Origin of the sequence: Polaromonas sp. C04 (assembly GCF_002002705.1) — a bacterium.
Classification (GTDB): domain Bacteria; phylum Pseudomonadota; class Gammaproteobacteria; order Burkholderiales; family Burkholderiaceae_C; genus Rhodoferax_A.
The window spans coordinates 64950-83303 of sequence record NZ_MUNS01000027.1; the positions used below are offsets into that span (position 1 = coordinate 64950).

Consider the following 18354-nt stretch of genomic DNA (forward strand, 5'->3'; position numbering starts at 1 on the left):
AAAACAATCCGGCGCTGCCCCGCGGATGCGGGCCCACCGCACCACATCCGTCAGCCGCACTGCCCCACGAAGCCGCAGGCGGTGCAAAAGTCGCAGCCATCTTTCTGGATCATGGTGAGGTTGCTGCACTCCGGGCACAGCCTGCCGGCCAGCACGACGGGCGCGTCGCGATCCTGCGGCGAGTCGAGCACGCCCATATCGCGCAGCGGAAACCCTTCTTCGTTCAACACACCCAGCATGGCATAGCGGTGAATGATGAGCCGCGCCAGATAGGCCACGGTGGACGGCCAGGTCTGCTGACGCCGCTCGCCGTGTGGCAGGCCGGGTACAAACGCCATGAAGTTGCCGAGCGGCTCGGCGTAGTTGAGCAGCTTGCGCAGCTTCATGCCGATCCAGGCCGGATCGACCACCCGCATGTCCAGCGACAGCAGTCGCGCCAGGCCGTCCAGCGCGCGCGGGTAGTTGCCCGAGAACCCGACCGCGCAGGGCCGGGTGACCGTGCTGCCGTCGGGGCCTGGCAGCGTCACTTCCTTGAGCGTGAGCGTGAAGGCTTCGCCAGTGGCGGGGTTGTCCACATCCACGGCCCAGGCCAGCGTTCCCGAAGGACCCGTGTGCGGCTCGTCGCGGCTGAACATGGCATCGAGCACCGGTGTGGGACCGCCGCGGCCCAGCAGGGGCAGCGCCTTGAGCTGCTCGCAGCGCCAGCGGATGACCGCCGCCGTGGCCGCGACCACGCCCGGGAACAGGCGCTTTTCGCCATGCGGCGGGAACGGCATCTCGAAAGAGCGTTCTTCCGCCACGGTGGCCAGCGCATCGAGCTTGAGTTGCAGCCAGGCCGGGTCGTTGGCGCGCAAATCCATGGACAGGGTCTTGGCCAGCGCGCCCAGCCCGCGCGGCTGTTCGGCGCCGTTGACCCAGACCTCGAAGGGCTGCGGGGTTCCCCCGTCCTCGCGCGCGAGTTCCCCCACGAACAGCGCGAAGTCCCCGAACGGGTGATGCACCATGAAGGTCCAGGCCATGTTGCCGCCCGGCACTTCGGGGCGGCCCGGCCAGCGCAGCGAGGACAGTACCGGGGCCGGCAGGCGCTCCAGTGCCAGGCGCCGGTTCGCGCCATCGATTTGCAGCGGCGCGGCCGGCGGGGAAGCGCTGGTGCTGAGCACGGCGCCCAGCACGCTGTTGGGGCGGTAGGTCGCGAGGCCCTTGAGCCCCGACTGCCAGGCCTGCATGTACAGGTTCTGGAAGTCCGCATACGGGTAGTCCGCCGGCACATTCACGGTCTTGGAAATGGACGTGTCGATGAACGGCGCCACGACTGCCACCATGGCCTCGTGCGCCTGCGCGCTCAGCTCCAGCGCGGTCACGAAGGCCGGCGTCAAGGGCGCGTCCTCTCCCTTGAGGTGCCGGTACAGGCGCCATGCGTGGTCTTCCACCGAATATTCCTTGATGCTGCCATCCGCCATGCGCTTTTTGCGCGTGTAGCTCCAGCTGAAGGCGGGCTCGATGCCGTTGCTGGCGTTGTCGGCAAATGCCAGGCTGATGGTGCCGGTGGGGGCGATCGACAGCAGGTGCGAGTTGCGCAGTCCGTGTGCGCGGATGCGGTCCTTCAGGGCCTGCGGCAGGCGCGAGGCAAAGGTGCTGGCGTTGAGGTACAGGTCCGCATTGAACAGCGGGAAGGCGCCACGCTCGCGTGCCAGCTCGATGGAGGCGTCGTACGCGGCGTCGCGCATGACCTCCGAGATGTGTTGCGCCATGGCCCGCGCTTCCTCCGTGTCATAACGCAGGCCCAGCATGATCAGCGCATCGCCCAGGCCGGTGAAGCCCAGGCCGACACGGCGCTTGTTGCGCGCCTCCTGCTGCTGCTGCGGCAAGGGCCAGACCGTCACGTCCAGCACGTTGTCGAGCATGCGCACCGCCACGCGCGCCACGCGGGAAAACGCCGGCGCATCGAAGTGCGCGCTGTCCTCGAACGGGTTGGCGACAAAACGCGTGAGGTCGATCGAGCCCAGACAGCAGCAGCCGTAGGGCGGCAGGGGCTGCTCGGCGCACGGATTGGTGCTGGCGATGGTTTCGCAGTACGACAGGTTGTTGTCGCGGTTGATCTGGTCGAGGAACAGCACGCCCGGCTCGGCGTGGTCATAGGTGGAGCGCATGATCTGGTCCCACAGGTCGCGCGCGCGCAGCTTGCGGTAGACCCATTGCGCGCTGCCGTCCGCCTGGACCTGGCTGTAGGCGCCAGCGGCCTTTTGCGCGGCGCCCGGCTCGGCGCGGTGCACCAGCTCCACCTCGGTGTCGTCCTGTACCGCCTCCATGAAGGCGTCGGTCACGCCCACGGAAATATTGAAGTTCGTCAGGTTGCCGGCGTCCTTGGCATGGATGAATTCCTCGATGTCGGGGTGGTCGCAGCGCAGTACGCCCATTTGCGCCCCGCGCCGGGCGCCGGCCGACTCCACGGTTTCGCAGGAGCGGTCGAACACCCGCATGTAGCTGATCGGCCCGGAGGCGCTGCTTTGCGTGCTGCCGACCCAGGCGCCACGCGGTCGGATGCGGGAAAAATCGTAGCCTACGCCGCCGCCGCGCCGCATGGTTTCCGCGGCCTCCGTCAAGGCTGTGTAAATGCCCGGATAGCCGTCTTCCATCTGCGCAATGGCGTCCCCCACGGGCTGGACAAAGCAGTTGATCAGCGTGGCGGCAAGATCGGTGCCCGCCGCCGACTGGATGCGCCCGGCCGGCAGAAAGCCCTGCTGCATGGCTTCCCTGAATTTCGATTCCCACGCGGCGCGCTGCTCGGGTGCTTCCTTCTGCGCCAGTGCACGGGCAACGCGCAGATTCACGTCATCGATGGTCCGCTCATCCCCCTTGCTGTATTTTTCCAGCAGGACTTCCTCGCTGATGGGCTGGGCGGCGATCCCATGTTGGGGCGCGCGGTTTTTGCGCAGAGTTTTGTTCATGGATATTTTCCTTGCTCCTTGTGTGATGCATCGTAGTGCGCGGAATTTCCCGGCGATTTGATCTGGGACAGACAGCAGTCATTGATTGAATCATTCCAGGCGGTTTGATTCAACGCAAAACACTACTCGGCGCGCGTGCATAGCGCCGGGTCGGCCCGTCCGGTCAGCCCGTCAGCAGCTCCGCCACGCGGCTGCGCAGCGCCGGCAGCACCTCGGCCTCGAACCACGGGTTACGGCGCAGCCAGAGGTTGTTTCTGGGGCTGGGGTGGGGCAGTGGCAGGACCTGCGGCCAATGGTCCCGCCATGACTTCACGGCATCGGTGAGCGACGCATGCTGCGCGCCCAGGTGATATGCCTGCGCGTACTGCCCGATCACCAGGGTCAGTTCCAGGTGGCGCAGGTGGCCGAGCAGCGGGCGGCGCCAGGCGGGTGCGCACTCGGGCCGGGGCGGCAGGTCGCCGGATTTTCCCGTGCCGGGAAAGCACAGGCCCATGGGCACGATGGCGACCTGTTTCGGGTCGTAAAACACTTCGCGCGTGATGCCCATCCACTCGCGCAGACGGTTTCCGCTGGCGTCGTTGAACGGGATGCCCGATTCGTGCACCTTGCGGCCCGGCGCCTGGCTGGCAATCAGGATGCGTGCCTGCGGGTGCAGCTGAAGCACGGGCCGCACGCCATGTGGCAGGTACGCGGCGCACAGGGTGCAGGCATGAACCTGGGTGAGCAGGGCTTTGTACGTGGTCATGGGTGCGGGGCACGCGCCGGGGGCGCAGCCATGCGAATAGCGGCCGGCGCAGCCGCGGTTTTAAGTGAAATGTGCCCGTAGCCCATGCTGTGTATGCGCAATGAGCTATCAAATAAATAGCAATTCCGCAGTGGCTTGCAGTTGCAGCCAGCGCCGTGCGGCCGCTTGCAGCGCGGCGGGTTCGCCGGTGGTGCGCAGCAGGATGCGGCCAGTGTCCGCCGCGCCCTGGCCTGGCGCGAGCCTGCGCGCGGCCTGCAGCAGGCGCCGGGTCTGGCGCGCGACGGGCTCGCCCGTGGCGACGAAGCGGACCTGCGGGCCGAGCAGCTCACGCAGCTGCGCCTGCACAAACGGGTAGTGGGTGCAACCCAGCACCAGCGTGTCGATTTCTCCAGCCTTCACGCCAAATGGGCCCATGGCCCTTGTGTGGCGGGCGCAGTGCGCTATCAAGTCCGTAGCGTCCGTGATGTCATCGCCGGCTCCAGCGCTGTGCTCGATGGCGTCCGCCAGGCCGTCGCAGGGCTGGCAGATGAACTCGGCCTGGCCGGCCAGCGCGTCCCGCAAGGCTTTGAATTTGGCGCTCGCAAGCGTGCCGCGCGTGGCCATCACACCGATGCGCCGGGTCCGGCTCAGCGCGAGGGCGGGCTTGAGCGCAGGCTCCACGCCGACGATGGGCAGGTCGGGGTGCTCGGCGCGCAGCAGGCGAATGGCCGCCGCGGTCGCGGTGTTGCAGGCGATCACCAGCGCCTCGATGCGGTGCGCGGCGCGCAGGTGCTGCGTGAGGATGCGCGAGCGCGCGATCACATGTGCGTCATCACGCTCGCCATAGGGCGCGTGGCCGCTGTCCGCGATGTAGACGAAATCTTGCTGCGGCAGCTCGGCGCGCAGGGCCTGCAGAATGCTCAAACCGCCGATGCCGCTGTCGAAAACGCCGATCATGGCTCAATTCAAACGGCGGCGACGGCAATGCTCTTGAACTCGCCGCTGGCAATCTTCTTCTGCCACTCGGCCGGGCCGGTGATGTGCGCGCTGGTGCCGCCGGCGTCCACCGCCACGGTCACGGGCATGTCGGTCACGTCGAACTCGTAGATCGCTTCCATCCCCAAATCGGCAAAGCCCACGACGCGCGCACTCTTGATGGCCTTGCTCACCAGGTAGGCGGCGCCGCCCACCGCCATCAGGTAGGCGCTCTTGTGGCGCTTGATGGCCTCGATCGCGACCGGGCCGCGCTCGGCCTTGCCGATCATGGAAATCAGGCCGGTTTGCGCCAGCATCATCTCGGTGAAGCCGTCCATGCGGTTGGCCGTGGTCGGGCCCGCGGGGCCCACGGCTTCGCCGTGCACTGGATCGACCGGGCCCACGTAGTAGATGACGCGGTTGGTGAAGTCCACCGGCAGCGGCTCGCCCCGCTCCAGCATGCCCTGGATGCGCTTGTGCGCGGCATCGCGGCCGGTCAGCATCTTGCCGCTGAGCAGCAGCCGCTCACCGGGTTTCCAGCTCGCCACCTCGGCTTTGCTCAGCGTGTCGAGGTTCACCTTCGTGCTCTTGTTGTAATCGGGCGCCCAGTGCACGTCGGGCCACAGGTCCAGGCTGGGCGGCGTCAGGTACACCGGGCCGCTGCCATCCATCACGAAGTGCGCGTGGCGCGTGGCGGCGCAGTTGGGGATCATCGCAACCGGCTTGCTCGCCGCGTGCGTGGGGTACAGCTTGATCTTGACGTCGAGCACGGTGGTCAGGCCGCCCAGGCCCTGCGCGCCGATGCCCAGCGCGTTGACCTTGTCGTACAGCTCCAGCCGCAGTTCTTCGGTTTTCGTCAGCGCCTGGCCCGATGAGGATTTGGCCTGCAGCTCGTACATGTCGATGTCGTCCATCAGGCTTTCCTTGGCCATCAGCATGGCCTTCTCGGCCGTGCCGCCGATGCCGATACCCAGCATGCCCGGCGGGCACCAGCCGGCGCCCATGGTGGGCACGGTCTTGAGCACCCAGTCCACCACCGAGTCGCCTGGATTTAGCATGACGAACTTGCTCTTGTTCTCGCTGCCGCCGCCCTTGGCCGCCACGGTGATGTCGAGCGTATTGCCGGGCACGATCTCGGTAAAGATCACGGCAGGCGTGTTGTCCCTGGTGTTCTTGCGCTCGAACTGCGGGTCTGCCACCACGCTGGCGCGCAGGGTGTTGTCGGGATGCTTGTAGCCGCGGCGCACGCCCTCGTTGATGGCGTCATGAAGGCTGCCGGTGAAGCCGTCCAGGCGCACGTCCATGCCGACCTTGAGGAACACGTTCACGATGCCGGTGTCCTGGCAGATCGGGCGATGGCCCTCGGCGCTCATGCGCGAATTGGTCAGGATCTGCGCGATCGCATCTTTCGACGCGGCGCTTTGCTCGCGCTCGTAGGCCCGCGCCAGGTGGGCGATGTAGTCGCTGGGGTGGTAATAGCTGATGTACTGGAGGGCGCCGGCAATGGATTCGATCAGGTCGCTTTGCTTGATGCTGGTAGTCATGGTGCGTGTGGGGGGTGAAAATACGGGTGTTGCGCAGCCTGCCCGACCAAGTCTGCTAATGGCGACTTGCCACAGGACTGTGCACCCGCCATTTTGACAGCTCACAGCCATCGCCCAGAAAGGAACCCCATGAAGACCCGCACCGAACGCGATACTTTCGGCCCCATCGAAGTCCCCTTCGACCATCTGTGGGGCGCGCAGACGCAGCGCTCGCTGCAGAACTTCGACATTTCCGGCGAGCAACAGCCGCGCGAGATCATCCGGGCGCTGGCGCAGATCAAGCGCTCCTCGGCCGTGGTGAACCATGCGCTGGGGCTGCTGGACGAGAAGAAGGCCCAGGCCATCATCCAGGCGGCCGACGAGGTGATTGCCGGCCAGCACCCGGCGGAGTTCCCGCTGGTGGTCTGGCAGACCGGCTCGGGAACCCAGACCAACATGAACGTCAACGAGGTGCTGGCGAACCGCGCCAGCGAACTGCTCGGGGGCGAGCGCGGCGACGCGCGGCTGGTGCACCCGAACGACGAGGTGAATCGCAGCCAGTCCTCGAACGATGTGTTCCCCACCGCCATGCATGTGGCGGCAGTGGACGCCATCACGCACAAGCTGCTGCCCGCCATCGCGAAGCTGCGCGGCACGCTGGCGGCCAAGGCCCGGGATTTTGACAGCATCGTGAAGATCGGGCGCACCCATTTGCAGGACGCCACGCCGCTTACGCTGGGCCAGGAGTTTTCGGGCTATGTGGCGCAGCTGGAGCATGGCGAGGCGCATCTGCGCGCCGCGCTGCCGCACCTGTGCGAGCTGGCGCTGGGCGGCACGGCCGTGGGCACCGGGCTGAATGCGCCCAAGGGCTACGCCGAACAGGCGGCGGCCGAACTGGCGCGGCTGACCGGCCTGCCGCTGGTGACCGCGCCCAACAAGTTCGAGGCGCTGGCGTCCTGCGATGCGCTGGTGCACGCGCACGGCGCGCTCAAGACGCTGGCGGCCAGCATGATGAAAATCGCCAACGACGTGCGCTGGCTGGCCAGCGGGCCGCGCAGCGGCATCGGCGAGCTGTCGATTCCCGAGAACGAGCCCGGCTCGTCCATCATGCCCGGCAAGGTGAATCCGACGCAGAGCGAGGCCGTGACCATGCTGTGCTGCCAGGTGTTCGGCAACGACGTGGCCATCAACATGGGCGGGGCCTCGGGCAATTTCGAGCTCAACGTGTTCCGTCCCATGATTGCGCACAACTTTCTGCACAGCGTGCGGCTGCTGGCCGATGGCATGACCAGCTTCAACGACCACTGCGCGGTCGGGATCGAGCCGAACCGCGAACGCATTGCGGAACTGGTGGCGCGCTCGCTGATGCTGGTGACCGCGCTGAACCCGCACATCGGCTACGACAAGTCGGCGCAAATTGCCAAGAAGGCGCACAAGGAGGGCTTGAGCCTGCGCGAGGCCGCGCTGGCTTCGGGCCATGTGACGGCCGAGCAGTTCGACCAATGGGTGCGCCCGGAAGACATGGTCGGCCGCACGGCGTGACAACGTCGCTGTCGGGAGACGGGTTTTTCCCGAATGGGCAAAATGAGGCGGACGCGGTCCAATTCCGGCGGCCCCATCGCGGTGTAAGCTTGATGCCAGTCAGTGGCCTGTAAGAGCCAGCGCCGACATTACCGCGCAATAACCACGCAATACCCATTAACCCAAGGAGACAAGTCCATGAGCGTTCCGTCATCTGCCATCGAGTCCGTGCTGATTGAAAACCGGGTGTTCCCGCCCGGCGATGCCATGGTCAAGGGTGCCCGCATTTCGGGCATGGCCGCGTACAACGCGCTGTGTGCGCAGGCCGCCGGGGACTACGAGGGCTTCTGGGCCAGGCTGGCGCGCGAGAACCTGGCGTGGAGCAAGCCCTTCAGCAAGACCCTGGACGAGTCGAACGCGCCGTTTTACAAATGGTTCGAGGACGGTGAGATCAACGCCTCGGCCAACTGCCTGGACAGGCACATGGGCACGCCGGTCGAGAACAAGACCGCCATCATCTTCGAAGCCGACGACGGCGCGGTCGCCAAAGTCACCTACAAGGAACTGCTGGCGCGCGTGGGCCAGTTTGCCAACGCACTGAAGGCGCGCGGCGTGAAGAAGGGCGACCGCGTGATCCTCTACATGCCGATGACGGTGGAAGGCGTGATTGCGATGCAGGCCTGCGCGCGCCTGGGCGCGATCCATAGCGTGGTGTTCGGCGGCTTCTCGGCCAAGGCGCTGCAAGAGCGCATCGTCAACATCGGCGCGGTCGCCGTGATTACCGCCAACGTGCAAATGCGCGGCGGGCGCGCCATGCCGCTCAAGGCGGTGGTCGACGAGGCGCTGGCGCTGGGCGGCTGCGAGGCCGTCAAGACTGTACTGGTGTACCAGCGCACGAAGGACGCGTGCAACATGGTGGCCGGGCGCGACCTGACCTTCGAGCAGGCACTGGCGGGCCAGAGCGCGACCTGTGCGCCGGTGCCGGTCAGCGCCGAGCATCCGTTGTTCGTCCTGTACACCTCGGGCTCGACCGGTCAGCCCAAGGGCGTGGTGCACTGCACCGGCGGCTATCTGCTGTGGGCCAAGCTCACGATGGACTGGACGTTCGACCTGAAGCCCGAGGATGTGTTCTGGTGCACGGCCGATATCGGCTGGATCACCGGCCATACCTACGTGGCCTATGGCCCGCTGGCGGCCGGCGGCACGCAAATCATCTTTGAAGGCGTGCCCACCTACCCCGATGCGGGCCGTTTCTGGCAGATGATCGAGCGCCACAAATGCAGCGTGTTCTACACAGCGCCCACGGCCGTGCGCTCGCTGATCAAGGCCTCGGAAGCCGACCCCAAGGTGCACCCGAAACGCTTTGACCTGTCCAGCCTGCGCATCCTCGGCTCGGTCGGGGAGCCCATCAACCCGGAAGCCTGGGTCTGGTACTACAAGAACGTGGGCGGCGAGCGCTGCCCGATCGTGGACACCTGGTGGCAGACGGAGACCGGCGGGCACATGATCAATCCGCTGCCAGGGGTTACGGCGTTGGTGCCGGGCAGCTGCACGCTGCCGCTGCCGGGCCTCATGATCAGCATCGTGGATGAGACAGGCCACGAGATGCCCAACGGCTCGGGCGGCATGCTGGTGGTCAAGCGCCCCTGGCCCGCGATGATCCGCACCATCTGGAACGATCCCGAGCGCTTCAAGAAGAGCTATTTCCCGGAAGAGCTCGGCGGCAAGACCTACCTCGCCGGCGACGGCGCCGTGCGCAGCACCGGCGCGGCGACCAACGGCGCCGACCGCGGCTACTTCCGCATCACGGGGCGCATCGACGACGTGCTGAACGTGTCGGGCCACCGCATGGGCACGATGGAGATCGAGTCGGCGCTGGCGGCCAAGTCCGACCTGGTGGCCGAAGCGGCCGTGGTGGGGCGCCCCGATGATCTGACAGGCGAGGCGATTTGCGCCTTCGTGGTGCTCAAGGGCGGGCGCCCGCAAGGGGAGGAAGCCGTCAGGATTGCCAATGAATTGCGCAACTGGATCGCCAAGGAAATCGGCCCGATCGCCAAGCCCAAGGACATTCGCTTTGGCGACAACCTGCCCAAGACGCGCTCGGGCAAGATCATGCGCCGCCTGCTGCGCTCGATTGCCAAGGGCGAGCCGATTACGCAGGACGTCTCGACGCTGGAGAACCCGCAGATTCTCGAGCAGCTCGCGCAAAAACTCTGATTGCTATATTTCCGATAGCTGCAAGCCATTGCCCAATATGGGCTTGCGATCGAAATGACCATTAAAAAACCCGCTGATCGCTCAGCGGGTTTTTTGTTGGGTGGCCGCTGCCGCTTATTTCAGCGACAGCACCCACGCGGCCAGTTGCCTGGCTTCGGCCTCGTTGACCTGGGTATTCGCGGGCATGGGAACAGGCCCCCACACGCCCGAGCCGCCCTTCATGATCTTCACGGCCAGCTTGTCCACGGCATCCTTCTGGCCGGCATATTTGGCGGCGACGTCCTTGTACGAGGGGCCGACCAGTTTTTTGTCGACCGCGTGGCAGGCCATGCAGTTCTTGGACGTGGCCAGCGCCAGATTCGCCAGCGCGGGAGTGGCGACGGCGACCGTGGTCAATAGGGCGAGCAAAATTTGTTTCATGAGTGGCCTTGTGGGTTGCGGTACATTCCTTGAACGCCATTGTAGCGATGACCGTTGACACGCCGGCCCGCGATTGGCATGGCTTGAACTCCTGGAGACTGTGATGTATTTGCTGGGGATCGGGATTATTTTGCTGCTCATGAAATACCTGGCGATCGGGCCCGTGACGGACTGGAGCTGGTGGCTGGTCCTGTCGCCGTTCGCCCTGGCCGTCGTGTGGTGGACATGGGCCGACCTGTCCGGCTATAGCAAGAAAAAGGCGGTCGAAAAAATGGACCAGCGCAAGGCCGACCGCATCGAGAAAAACCGCGTGGCGCTGGGCATCGGCACCCGCAAGGGGGCCGGCAAACGCCGCTGAGCGGCGTTTCCGTGGCCAGCCGCGGTTGTCAGAAGTTGTCGAGCACCGCACCCTTGCTCGCGGTGGATGCGTTGAAGGCAAATTTGGCCTGCACGCCGCGGGTATAGCGCGGCTTTGGCGCCGTCCAGGCCGCGCGGCGCTTGGCAATTTCAGCCTCGCTCACGTTGAGTTCCAGCTTGAGCTGGCGCGAATCGATGGTGATCGAGTCGCCTTCATGGATGAACGCGATGGTGCCGCCCACGGCCGCTTCCGGTGCGACGTGGCCCACCACCATGCCCCAGGTACCGCCCGAGAAGCGGCCGTCGGTGATCAGGCCCACGCTCTCGCCCAGGCCGGCGCCGATCAGCGCACCGGTGGGGGCCAGCATTTCGGGCATGCCGGGGCCGCCCTTGGGGCCGAGGTAGCGCAGCACCATCACATCGCCCGCCACAATCTTGCCGGCCAGAATGGCGGCCAGCGCCGACTGCTCGTCATCGAACACGCGCGCCGGGCCGGTCATCACCGGGTTCTTCAGGCCGGTGATCTTGGCCACGCAGCCTTCCGGGCTCAGGTTGCCTTTGAGGATGGCCAGGTGGCCTTGGCTGTACATCGGGTTGCTGATCGGGCGGATCACGTCCTGGTCCGCGCGCGGGGCGTCGGGCACGTCTTTCAGCACTTCGGCAATGGTCTGGCCCGTGATGGTGATGCAATCGCCATGCAGCAGACCTGCCACCAGCAGCATCTTCATGACCTGGGGAATGCCGCCGGCGCGGTGCAGGTCCACGGCCAGGTATTGGCCGCTGGGCTTGAGGTCGCACAGCACCGGGGTTTTCTGGCGCACGCGCTCGAAGTCGTCGATCGTCCATTCGACGCCGGCCGCGTGCGCAATGGCCAGGAAATGCAGCACCGCGTTGGTCGAGCCGCCGATGGCCATGATCACCGCCACGGCGTTCTCGATCGACTTGTGCGTCACGATGTCGCGTGGCTTGAGGTCTTTCTTGATGGCCTCGACCAGCACCCTGGCCGACTCCCTGGCCGAATTTACTTTCTCGTCGTGCGGGTTCGCCATGGTGGACGAGTAGGGCAGCGAGATGCCCAGCGCCTCGAAGGCCGACGACATGGTGTTGGCGGTGTACATGCCGCCGCACGAGCCGGTGCCGGGGATGGCGCGGCGCTCGATCTGCAGCAGGTCCTCGTCCGTCATGCGGCCGGCGGCGTTTTCGCCCACGGCCTCGAACACGCTCACGATGTTCAGGTCTTTGCCCTGGTAGTGGCCGGGCAAAATCGTGCCGCCATACACGTAGATGGCCGGCACGTTGGCGCGCAGCATGCCCATCAGGCCGCCCGGCATGTTCTTGTCGCAGCCGCCGATCACGACCACGCCGTCCATCCACTGGCCCTGCACGCAGGTTTCCACGCAGTCGGCGATGACCTCGCGGCTCACCAGCGAATACTTCATGCCCTCGGTGCCCATGGCCATGCCGTCGGAGATGGTGGGCGTGCCGAACACCTGCGCGTTGCCGCCGGCTTCCTCGATGCCGGCGATCGCCGCGTCGGCCAGCTTTTGCAGTCCCGAGTTGCACGGGGTGATGGTGCTGTGGCCGTTCGCCACGCCGACCATCGGCTTCTTGAAATCGCCCTCTTCATAGCCCATGGCGTAGTACATGGAGCGGTTGGGGGCGCGCGACTTGCCCTCGGTGATGTTCTTGCTGCGGGGATTCAAAGTGGTCATGGCGTAGGCAATGGATTGTGTTGCGGGGGAATTGCCATGATGGCCTTGGCGGGCCATGGCAAGTTTCCATTCTAAGGCGCTGTCAACCTGCGTATTTCACGCCACCTCCACCGCATGGTCTGATCGATGTTGAGCGGGTGTTGCCGCCTTCGATCCCGGCACCAGTGTCGGAAAAATTGACGGTGGAATGAAGTTTCACCCATTTTGTAATGATTGGAAACAGCTAAGTTATTGATGCTAAAGGGTTAATTTTTGACCGATATTGCTGGCACGAAATTCGCTTGGCCGCAGACGCCTGCTAGTTTCTTAACATACTTGGGGAATATCATGAAACGACCTCTTAGAGTTTTTCTTGGAGCCTGTGCATTGATGGGCTTTGCCTTATCGAGCCATGCGGCGATCGTGACGCAATGGAGTGCCACGGTCAGCGATACATGGATCCCTGGTTCTTTTGCTACCGGCGTGACTCTCTCGAACTCGAACCAGACCCTGAGTTGGGGAGAGCCTGACGGCTTCGGTCAGAGTTCGCTGACGCTCACAAGCCCGCCGGCAAACGAAACCGTGACTACCTATGTGGGTGGCGGCACGCCGCCGCCGGAGTCCACAGCCGCTGGAGGTACGCTGACCCACCACAACGTTCCTATCTTCAACTCCCCCATGACCGGCGCTACGCTCAATAGCACGCTGAACCTGACGGCTTTGGCTCCACCGAGCGCAGGTCCCGGCACGTTGTCGCCCATCAATTTCAACATCGCATTTCTGGAAACGCCGAATGTGGCGGGGCAGTGCCCCGCGGCTAGTCCGCCCAACAACCCGTGTAACGACATTTTCGTGTTGCTTAATGGCTTCTTTAACCAGACTTTCACCTACCTCGGTTCGAGCTACTTTGTCAACATCTTCCCGACTTCAGGCGGGGTGTTGAGCATTCTGGAGCCCTCGGCCTGTGCTGCCGTGCACGCCGTGAACTCAGCGGCGCCAGCGACTGGTTGCTTCGGCTTTACCACACCGGAGGACGCCACCACAACATTGACCTTCGGCTTTACGATCTCGACGCTGCCCCTGTCCGTTCCCGAGCCCGGCACAATCGCTCTGGTGGGTCTGGCGTTGCTCGGTCTCGCCGTCGCGCGCCGCAGGATTCAGGTACGCTGATTCAACAAAAGAATCTTCGGTGCTGCGTGAACGGCCCGCTTCGGCGGGCCGTTTTCTTTTCACGCTAACATGGCCGCCATGCTGATGTACCCCCATATCAATCCCATCGCCCTGCAAATCGGGCCGCTGGCGATTCACTGGTACGGCCTGACCTATCTGGCCGGGTTCGGATTGTTCATGTTTCTGGGCATTTGCCGTCTCAGGCACGAGCCGTTTGCCTCCATCCGGGGGCCGGGGGCCTGGACGCGCAAGGACGTCGAGGACATTTTGTTTTTGGGCGTGATGGGCGTGGTGATCGGTGGGCGGCTCGGCTACTGCCTGTTTTACAAGCCGGGCTACTATTTTTCGCACCCGCTGGAAGTCTTTGCCGTGTGGCAGGGCGGCATGAGTTTTCATGGCGGCATGCTGGGCGTGATCGGCTCGATGCTCTGGTTTGCCCACTCGCGCGGCAAGCCCTGGCTGCAGGTGGCCGACTTTGTGGCGCCGTGCGTGCCGACCGGGCTGGCGGCGGGTCGGATCGGCAACTTCATCAACGGCGAACTCTGGGGCCGCTTTTGCAGCCCCGATCTGCCCTGGGGCATGGTGTTTCCGGAAAGCGGCTCGATGCTGCCACGGCACCCCTCGCAGATCTACCAGTTCCTGATGGAAGGCCTGCTGCTGTTCGTGCTCCTGTGGCTGTACGCGCGCAAGGAGCGCCGGCAGGGCCAGGTGGCGGCGGCCTTTCTGGTGGGCTATGGCGTGTTCCGCTTCATCGCGGAGTTTTTCCGCGAGCCGGACGACTTTCTCGGCCTGCTGTCGCTGGGCATGAGCATGGGGCAGTGGCTGTGCGTGCCGATGATTGTGGGCGGCGTGGGCTTGTGGTGGTGGGCGAGGCGGCAGCCGGTGCGGGCGGCGTCCGCAAGATAGAGGTACCCGCACGAATCCGATTGAAGGCAACAAGGAGGCTGGGTGATGAGCACATCTGACTGGATCAACCGCGGTGTCTCGAAATTGCTGCCCAATGCCAAAAGCGACTCCCATGTGCCGTTGCCCAAGGCCAGTGTTGCACCGGTAGCTATTAAAAAGGAAGCAGTCACGCCACCGCCCTCGCGCTCCACCCGCGAGCGTTTGCAGGCGACCCTGCGGCAGAAGCGGGAAGCCCTCTCGCCCCGCGTGCTGCGCCGCACGCTGGCGGAGCTGCAGGCCATCATCGATCCGCAGGTCAGCGAGGTCGAAGGCGGCCGGCGTGCCAGCGGCGTGGCCCAGTGGTACGCCAAAGCCACACCCGAGCAGCGCCGCGATGCCTGGCTGCTGATGAGCGAGCAGTTCGGACCCGACGCCAACAAGGTCAATGCCGCGCGCGAACAGTACGACGCTGCACAGGGCACGGCCGAAGAGGGCCCGGCGGAAATCCGGCTGCGCCGCGCCTTTGTGTCGCCGCGCACGCGGTTGCTCAAGCGCTTTGCGGTGGCACCGCAGGGCATGCGTTTCCTGCTGGACCTGCGCTCCGAGTTGCTGCCTCAGCTCAAGACCGACAAGCGCCTGGTGGCGCTGGACGCGGAGCTGGAGAGCCTGTTCTCCACCTGGTTCGATCTGGCGTTTCTCGAGTTGCGCCGCATCAGCTGGGACTCTCCGGCCTCACTGATCGAAAAGCTCATCAAGTACGAGGCGGTGCACGACATCCGCAGCTGGGCCGATGTGAAGAACCGGCTCGATTCGGACCGCCGCTGCTACGGTTTTTTTCACCCGAACCTGCCTGATGAGCCACTGATTTTTGTCGAAGTGGCCTTCATGCAGAAGATGGCCGACAGCATTACGCCCCTGCTGGACGAGGGCGCCGCGCCGGTCGATCCGAAAAACAGCAGCACGGCGATTTTTTACTCCATCAGCAACACCCAGACCGGCCTGCGCGGCGTGAGCTTTGGCAACTCGCTGATCAAGCGCGTGGTGGAGACGCTGCACGATGAATTGCCCAGGCTGCGGCACTTTGCCACGCTGTCGCCGATTCCGGGGTTTCGCGGCTGGCTCGGCAAGAATGCCGCTGCCATGCTGGACAAGCTCGATGACAAGGCGCGTGTCGAGTTGGGCCAGGCGCTGGGATTGACGCCGCCATCAGCCGCTTCTCTGCTGGGCGCACTGGAGAGCCCGCTGGCGCTGCCGGTCTCGTCGCCGCTGCGCCAGATGCTGCTGCGCTGCGCCGCCCACTACCTGGCACATGCAGGGGTTGACGGCAAGCCGCTGGATCCGGTCGCGCGCTTTCACCTGGGCAATGGCGCGCGTGTGGAGCGGCTCAACTGGGGCGCCGACCCCTCGGCCAAAGGCCTCAAACAGTCCTGGGGCGTGATGGTCAACTACCTCTATGACCTCAAGCGGCTGGACAAGCACCGGGCCATGCTCGCGCAGGGGAAAATCCCGCTGTCCAAGGAAATCGGGAGCCTGCGTTTCTCATGAGTGGAACCGTCGAAGTCGAACAGCAGGCTGGTGTGGCCTTCGTCACGCTGCGCCATCCGGGCAAGCTGAATGCCATGTCGCGCGCCATGTGGCGTGCACTGCGCTCTGTTTTTGAGAGCATCCAGCGCAGCACCGACGTGCGCTGCGTGCTGATTCGGGGCGAGGGGGGTGATTTTTGTGCGGGCGGCGACATTGCCGAATACCCGGCCTTTCGCTTCGACGAGGCAAGCCTGCGCGACTTTCATGAAAACGATGTCTGGGGCGGCCTGCAGGCCATGCTCGATTGCGATGTGCCGATCGTCGCGCAGATCGAGGGCAACTGCATGGGCGCCGGTGTTGAAATCGCCTGTTGCTGCGACATCCGCATCGCGGCCGAGTCCGCCCGCTTTGGCGCCCCGATCGCCCGGCTGGGTTTTCCCATGGCGCCGCGCGAGGCCGCACTGGTGCTGCGCGAGGCCGGGGCCTTGAGCGCCCGGGAAATGTTGCTGCAGGCGGTGGTGTTGGGCGCCGCCCAGATGAAGGCGCGCGGCTTCCTGAACCAGGTCGTCGCGGCCGCTGCGGCCGCCAGCGCGGCACTGGTCAGCGCCCGCCACGTGGCGGCGCTGGCCCCGCAGGCAGCGCGCCTGAACAAGCAGACCCTTCGTGCATTGAATCATGCTCCAGCCCTTATGGAGACTGCACCCTCAGCTACTGATTCAGTAGCAAGCGAGATGCGCGACGCCTATCGCTATGCCGACAGCGCCGAACACCGCGAAGGCATCGCCGCCTTCCTGCAAAAACGCAAACCCGTGTTTTAACCAATCCCGGACCATCATGAGCCAGCCCATCCCCCACAGCGCGGACAACCAGAATCTGTTTGCGGCCCTGCGCGCCGCCTTCCCCGCCAACCTCGACGCGATTGCGGTGGAAACCGACAACGGCCTGCACTACTCCTGGCGCGACCTGGAGCGCGCCACGGCCATGCTCGCCAACCTGCTGGCGTCGCTCGATTTGCCGGAGGGCTCACGCATCGCCGTGCAGGTGGAAAAATCGGTGGAGGCGATGGTGCTGTACCTCGCCACGCTGCGCGCGGGCTATGTGTACCTGCCGCTCAACACGGCCTACCAGAGCGCCGAGATCGAGTACTTCATCGGTAACGCCGAGCCGGCCGTGGTGGTGTGCAGCGGCAAAAACTTCGGCTGGGTCAGCAAGATTGCGTTCAAGGCCGGTACCGGGCACGTCTTCACGTTGAACGAGGACCGCAGCGGTACCCTGCTCGAACGCGCCGCCCACTACAGCGACCAACACACAGTGGCGCACAGGTCAGCCGACGATCTGGCGGTCATCATCTACACCAGCGGCACCACGGGCCGCAGCAAGGGCGCCATGCTCACGCACGGCAACATGCTCAGCAACGCGCTGGTTCTGAAAGCGTACTGGGGCTGGAGGCCCGATGACGTGCTGATTCACGCGCTGCCGATCTTCCACGTGCATGGCCTGTTCGTGGCGATCCACGGCGCGCTGCTGAGCGGCAGCAAGATGATCTGGTTCGGCAAGTTCGACCCCAAACAGGTGGTCGCGCGGCTGCCGCAGGCCACCGTGTTCATGGGCGTGCCAACGCTGTATGTGCGCATGCTCGCCGAGCCCGCGCTTGACCGGGCGGCCGTGCGCAAGATGCGGCTTTTCATCTCGGGTTCGGCACCGCTGCTGATCGAGACTTTCAACGAATGGCGCGCCAGAACCGGCCACACCATCCTGGAGCGCTACGGCATGAGCGAGACCGTGATGCTGACCTCCAACCCGTACGACGCCAAGCAGGGTGAGCGCCGTGGCGGCACCGTGGGTTTTCCGCTGCCGGGCGTCGTGCTGCGCGTGCAGGACGATGCGGGCCGGCCGCTGGCCGCCGGCGAGACCGGCGCCATCGTGGTGAAAGGGCCGAACGTGTTCAAGGGCTACTGGCGCATGCCGGAGAAGACGCGCGAAGAATTCACGGCGGACGGCTTCTTCAAGACCGGCGACGTCGGCAGGATCGACGCGCAGGGTTACGTGACCATCGTGGGCCGGGCCAAGGACCTGATCATCAGCGGCGGCTACAACGTCTACCCGGCCGAGATCGAGAGCTACATCAATGACATGCCCGGCGTGGCCGAGAGCGCCGTGGTCGGCGTGCCGCACCCCGACTTCGGCGAGGTGGGAGTGGCCATCGTGGTCCCGAAGCCGGGGCAGACGCTGCAGGCGGACCGGATCATGGCCCAGCTCAAGGCGAGCCTGGCGAACTTCAAGATTCCCAAGCGCTGCTTCGTGGCCAGTGAGCTGCCGCGCAACACCATGGGCAAGGTGCAAAAGGCAGTCCTGCGCGAGCAGCACAAGAGCCTGTTCACCTAAAAATGCTGGCGCGG

General features: G+C 65.2%; 14 protein-coding genes. 8 read left to right on the plus strand and 6 right to left on the minus strand.

Annotated features, from left to right (window positions below):
* Positions 1-50: 50 nt before the first annotated feature.
* The 4 genes from B0E49_RS07825 to B0E49_RS07840 form a co-directional block, all read right to left on the minus strand.
* Positions 51-2948, minus strand: coding sequence for an adenosylcobalamin-dependent ribonucleoside-diphosphate reductase (locus B0E49_RS07825; RefSeq protein ID WP_077561631.1), 2898 nt, complete (start codon positions 2946-2948; stop codon positions 51-53).
* 163 nt (positions 2949-3111) lie between these two features.
* Complete coding sequence (locus tag B0E49_RS07830; RefSeq protein ID WP_077561632.1) at positions 3112-3693, minus strand: uracil-DNA glycosylase family protein; 582 nt, start codon at positions 3691-3693, stop codon at positions 3112-3114.
* Positions 3694-3801: 108 nt separating this feature from the next.
* On the minus strand, positions 3802-4629 hold the full coding sequence (gene murI, locus B0E49_RS07835; RefSeq protein WP_077561633.1) for a glutamate racemase: 828 nt from the start codon (positions 4627-4629) through the stop codon (positions 3802-3804).
* A gap of 8 nt (positions 4630-4637) precedes the next feature.
* Positions 4638-6191: a fumarate hydratase gene (locus B0E49_RS07840; RefSeq protein ID WP_077561634.1), complete on the minus strand. Its 1554-nt coding sequence runs from the start codon at positions 6189-6191 to the stop codon at positions 4638-4640.
* 129 nt (positions 6192-6320) lie between these two features.
* On the opposite strand from B0E49_RS07840, the gene fumC reads away from it, so the two are divergent.
* Both fumC and acs read left to right on the plus strand, forming a co-directional pair.
* On the plus strand, positions 6321-7712 hold the full coding sequence (gene fumC / locus B0E49_RS07845; protein ID WP_077561635.1) for a class II fumarate hydratase: 1392 nt from the start codon (positions 6321-6323) through the stop codon (positions 7710-7712).
* Between the two features lie 177 nt (positions 7713-7889).
* On the plus strand, positions 7890-9908 hold the full coding sequence (acs, locus tag B0E49_RS07850) for an acetate--CoA ligase (RefSeq protein ID WP_077561636.1): 2019 nt from the start codon (positions 7890-7892) through the stop codon (positions 9906-9908).
* A gap of 114 nt (positions 9909-10022) precedes the next feature.
* On the opposite strand, the gene B0E49_RS07855 is transcribed toward acs, so the two are convergent.
* Positions 10023-10328, minus strand: coding sequence for a c-type cytochrome (locus B0E49_RS07855; RefSeq protein WP_077561637.1), 306 nt, complete (start codon positions 10326-10328; stop codon positions 10023-10025).
* Positions 10329-10431: 103 nt separating this feature from the next.
* Here B0E49_RS07855 and B0E49_RS07860 point away from each other — a divergent pair, with 103 nt between their 5' ends.
* A complete protein-coding gene (locus B0E49_RS07860; protein WP_077561638.1) occupies positions 10432-10686 on the plus strand; it encodes a TIGR04438 family Trp-rich protein in 255 nt (84 codons plus the stop codon).
* A 28-nt stretch (positions 10687-10714) separates the two neighbouring features.
* Here the strand turns inward: B0E49_RS07860 and ilvD are convergent, their stop codons facing one another.
* Positions 10715-12397, minus strand: a complete 1683-nt coding sequence (ilvD, locus tag B0E49_RS07865; RefSeq protein ID WP_077561691.1) for a dihydroxy-acid dehydratase — start codon at positions 12395-12397, stop codon at positions 10715-10717.
* A gap of 327 nt (positions 12398-12724) precedes the next feature.
* Between ilvD and B0E49_RS07870 the strand changes: the two genes are divergently transcribed.
* The 5 genes from B0E49_RS07870 (at position 12725) to B0E49_RS07890 (ending at position 18340) form a co-directional block, all read left to right on the plus strand.
* A complete protein-coding gene (locus B0E49_RS07870) occupies positions 12725-13546 on the plus strand; it encodes a THxN family PEP-CTERM protein (protein WP_144264484.1) in 822 nt (273 codons plus the stop codon).
* Between the two features lie 78 nt (positions 13547-13624).
* A complete protein-coding gene (gene lgt, locus B0E49_RS07875) occupies positions 13625-14452 on the plus strand; it encodes a prolipoprotein diacylglyceryl transferase (RefSeq protein ID WP_077561692.1) in 828 nt (275 codons plus the stop codon).
* A 45-nt stretch (positions 14453-14497) separates the two neighbouring features.
* Positions 14498-15976 (plus strand): malonyl-CoA decarboxylase, encoded by a 1479-nt coding sequence (locus B0E49_RS07880; RefSeq protein WP_077561640.1) that lies wholly within the window; start codon positions 14498-14500, stop codon positions 15974-15976.
* On the plus strand, positions 15973-16773 hold the full coding sequence (locus B0E49_RS07885) for an enoyl-CoA hydratase/isomerase family protein (protein WP_077561641.1): 801 nt from the start codon (positions 15973-15975) through the stop codon (positions 16771-16773). The genes B0E49_RS07880 and B0E49_RS07885 overlap by 4 nt, the downstream gene beginning before the upstream one ends.
* Before the next feature lie 16 nt (positions 16774-16789).
* The gene (locus B0E49_RS07890; RefSeq protein WP_077561642.1) at positions 16790-18340 is read left to right on the plus strand and encodes a malonate--CoA ligase; all 1551 of its coding nucleotides are present in this window, start codon (positions 16790-16792) and stop codon (positions 18338-18340) included.
* Positions 18341-18354 lie beyond the last annotated feature (14 nt).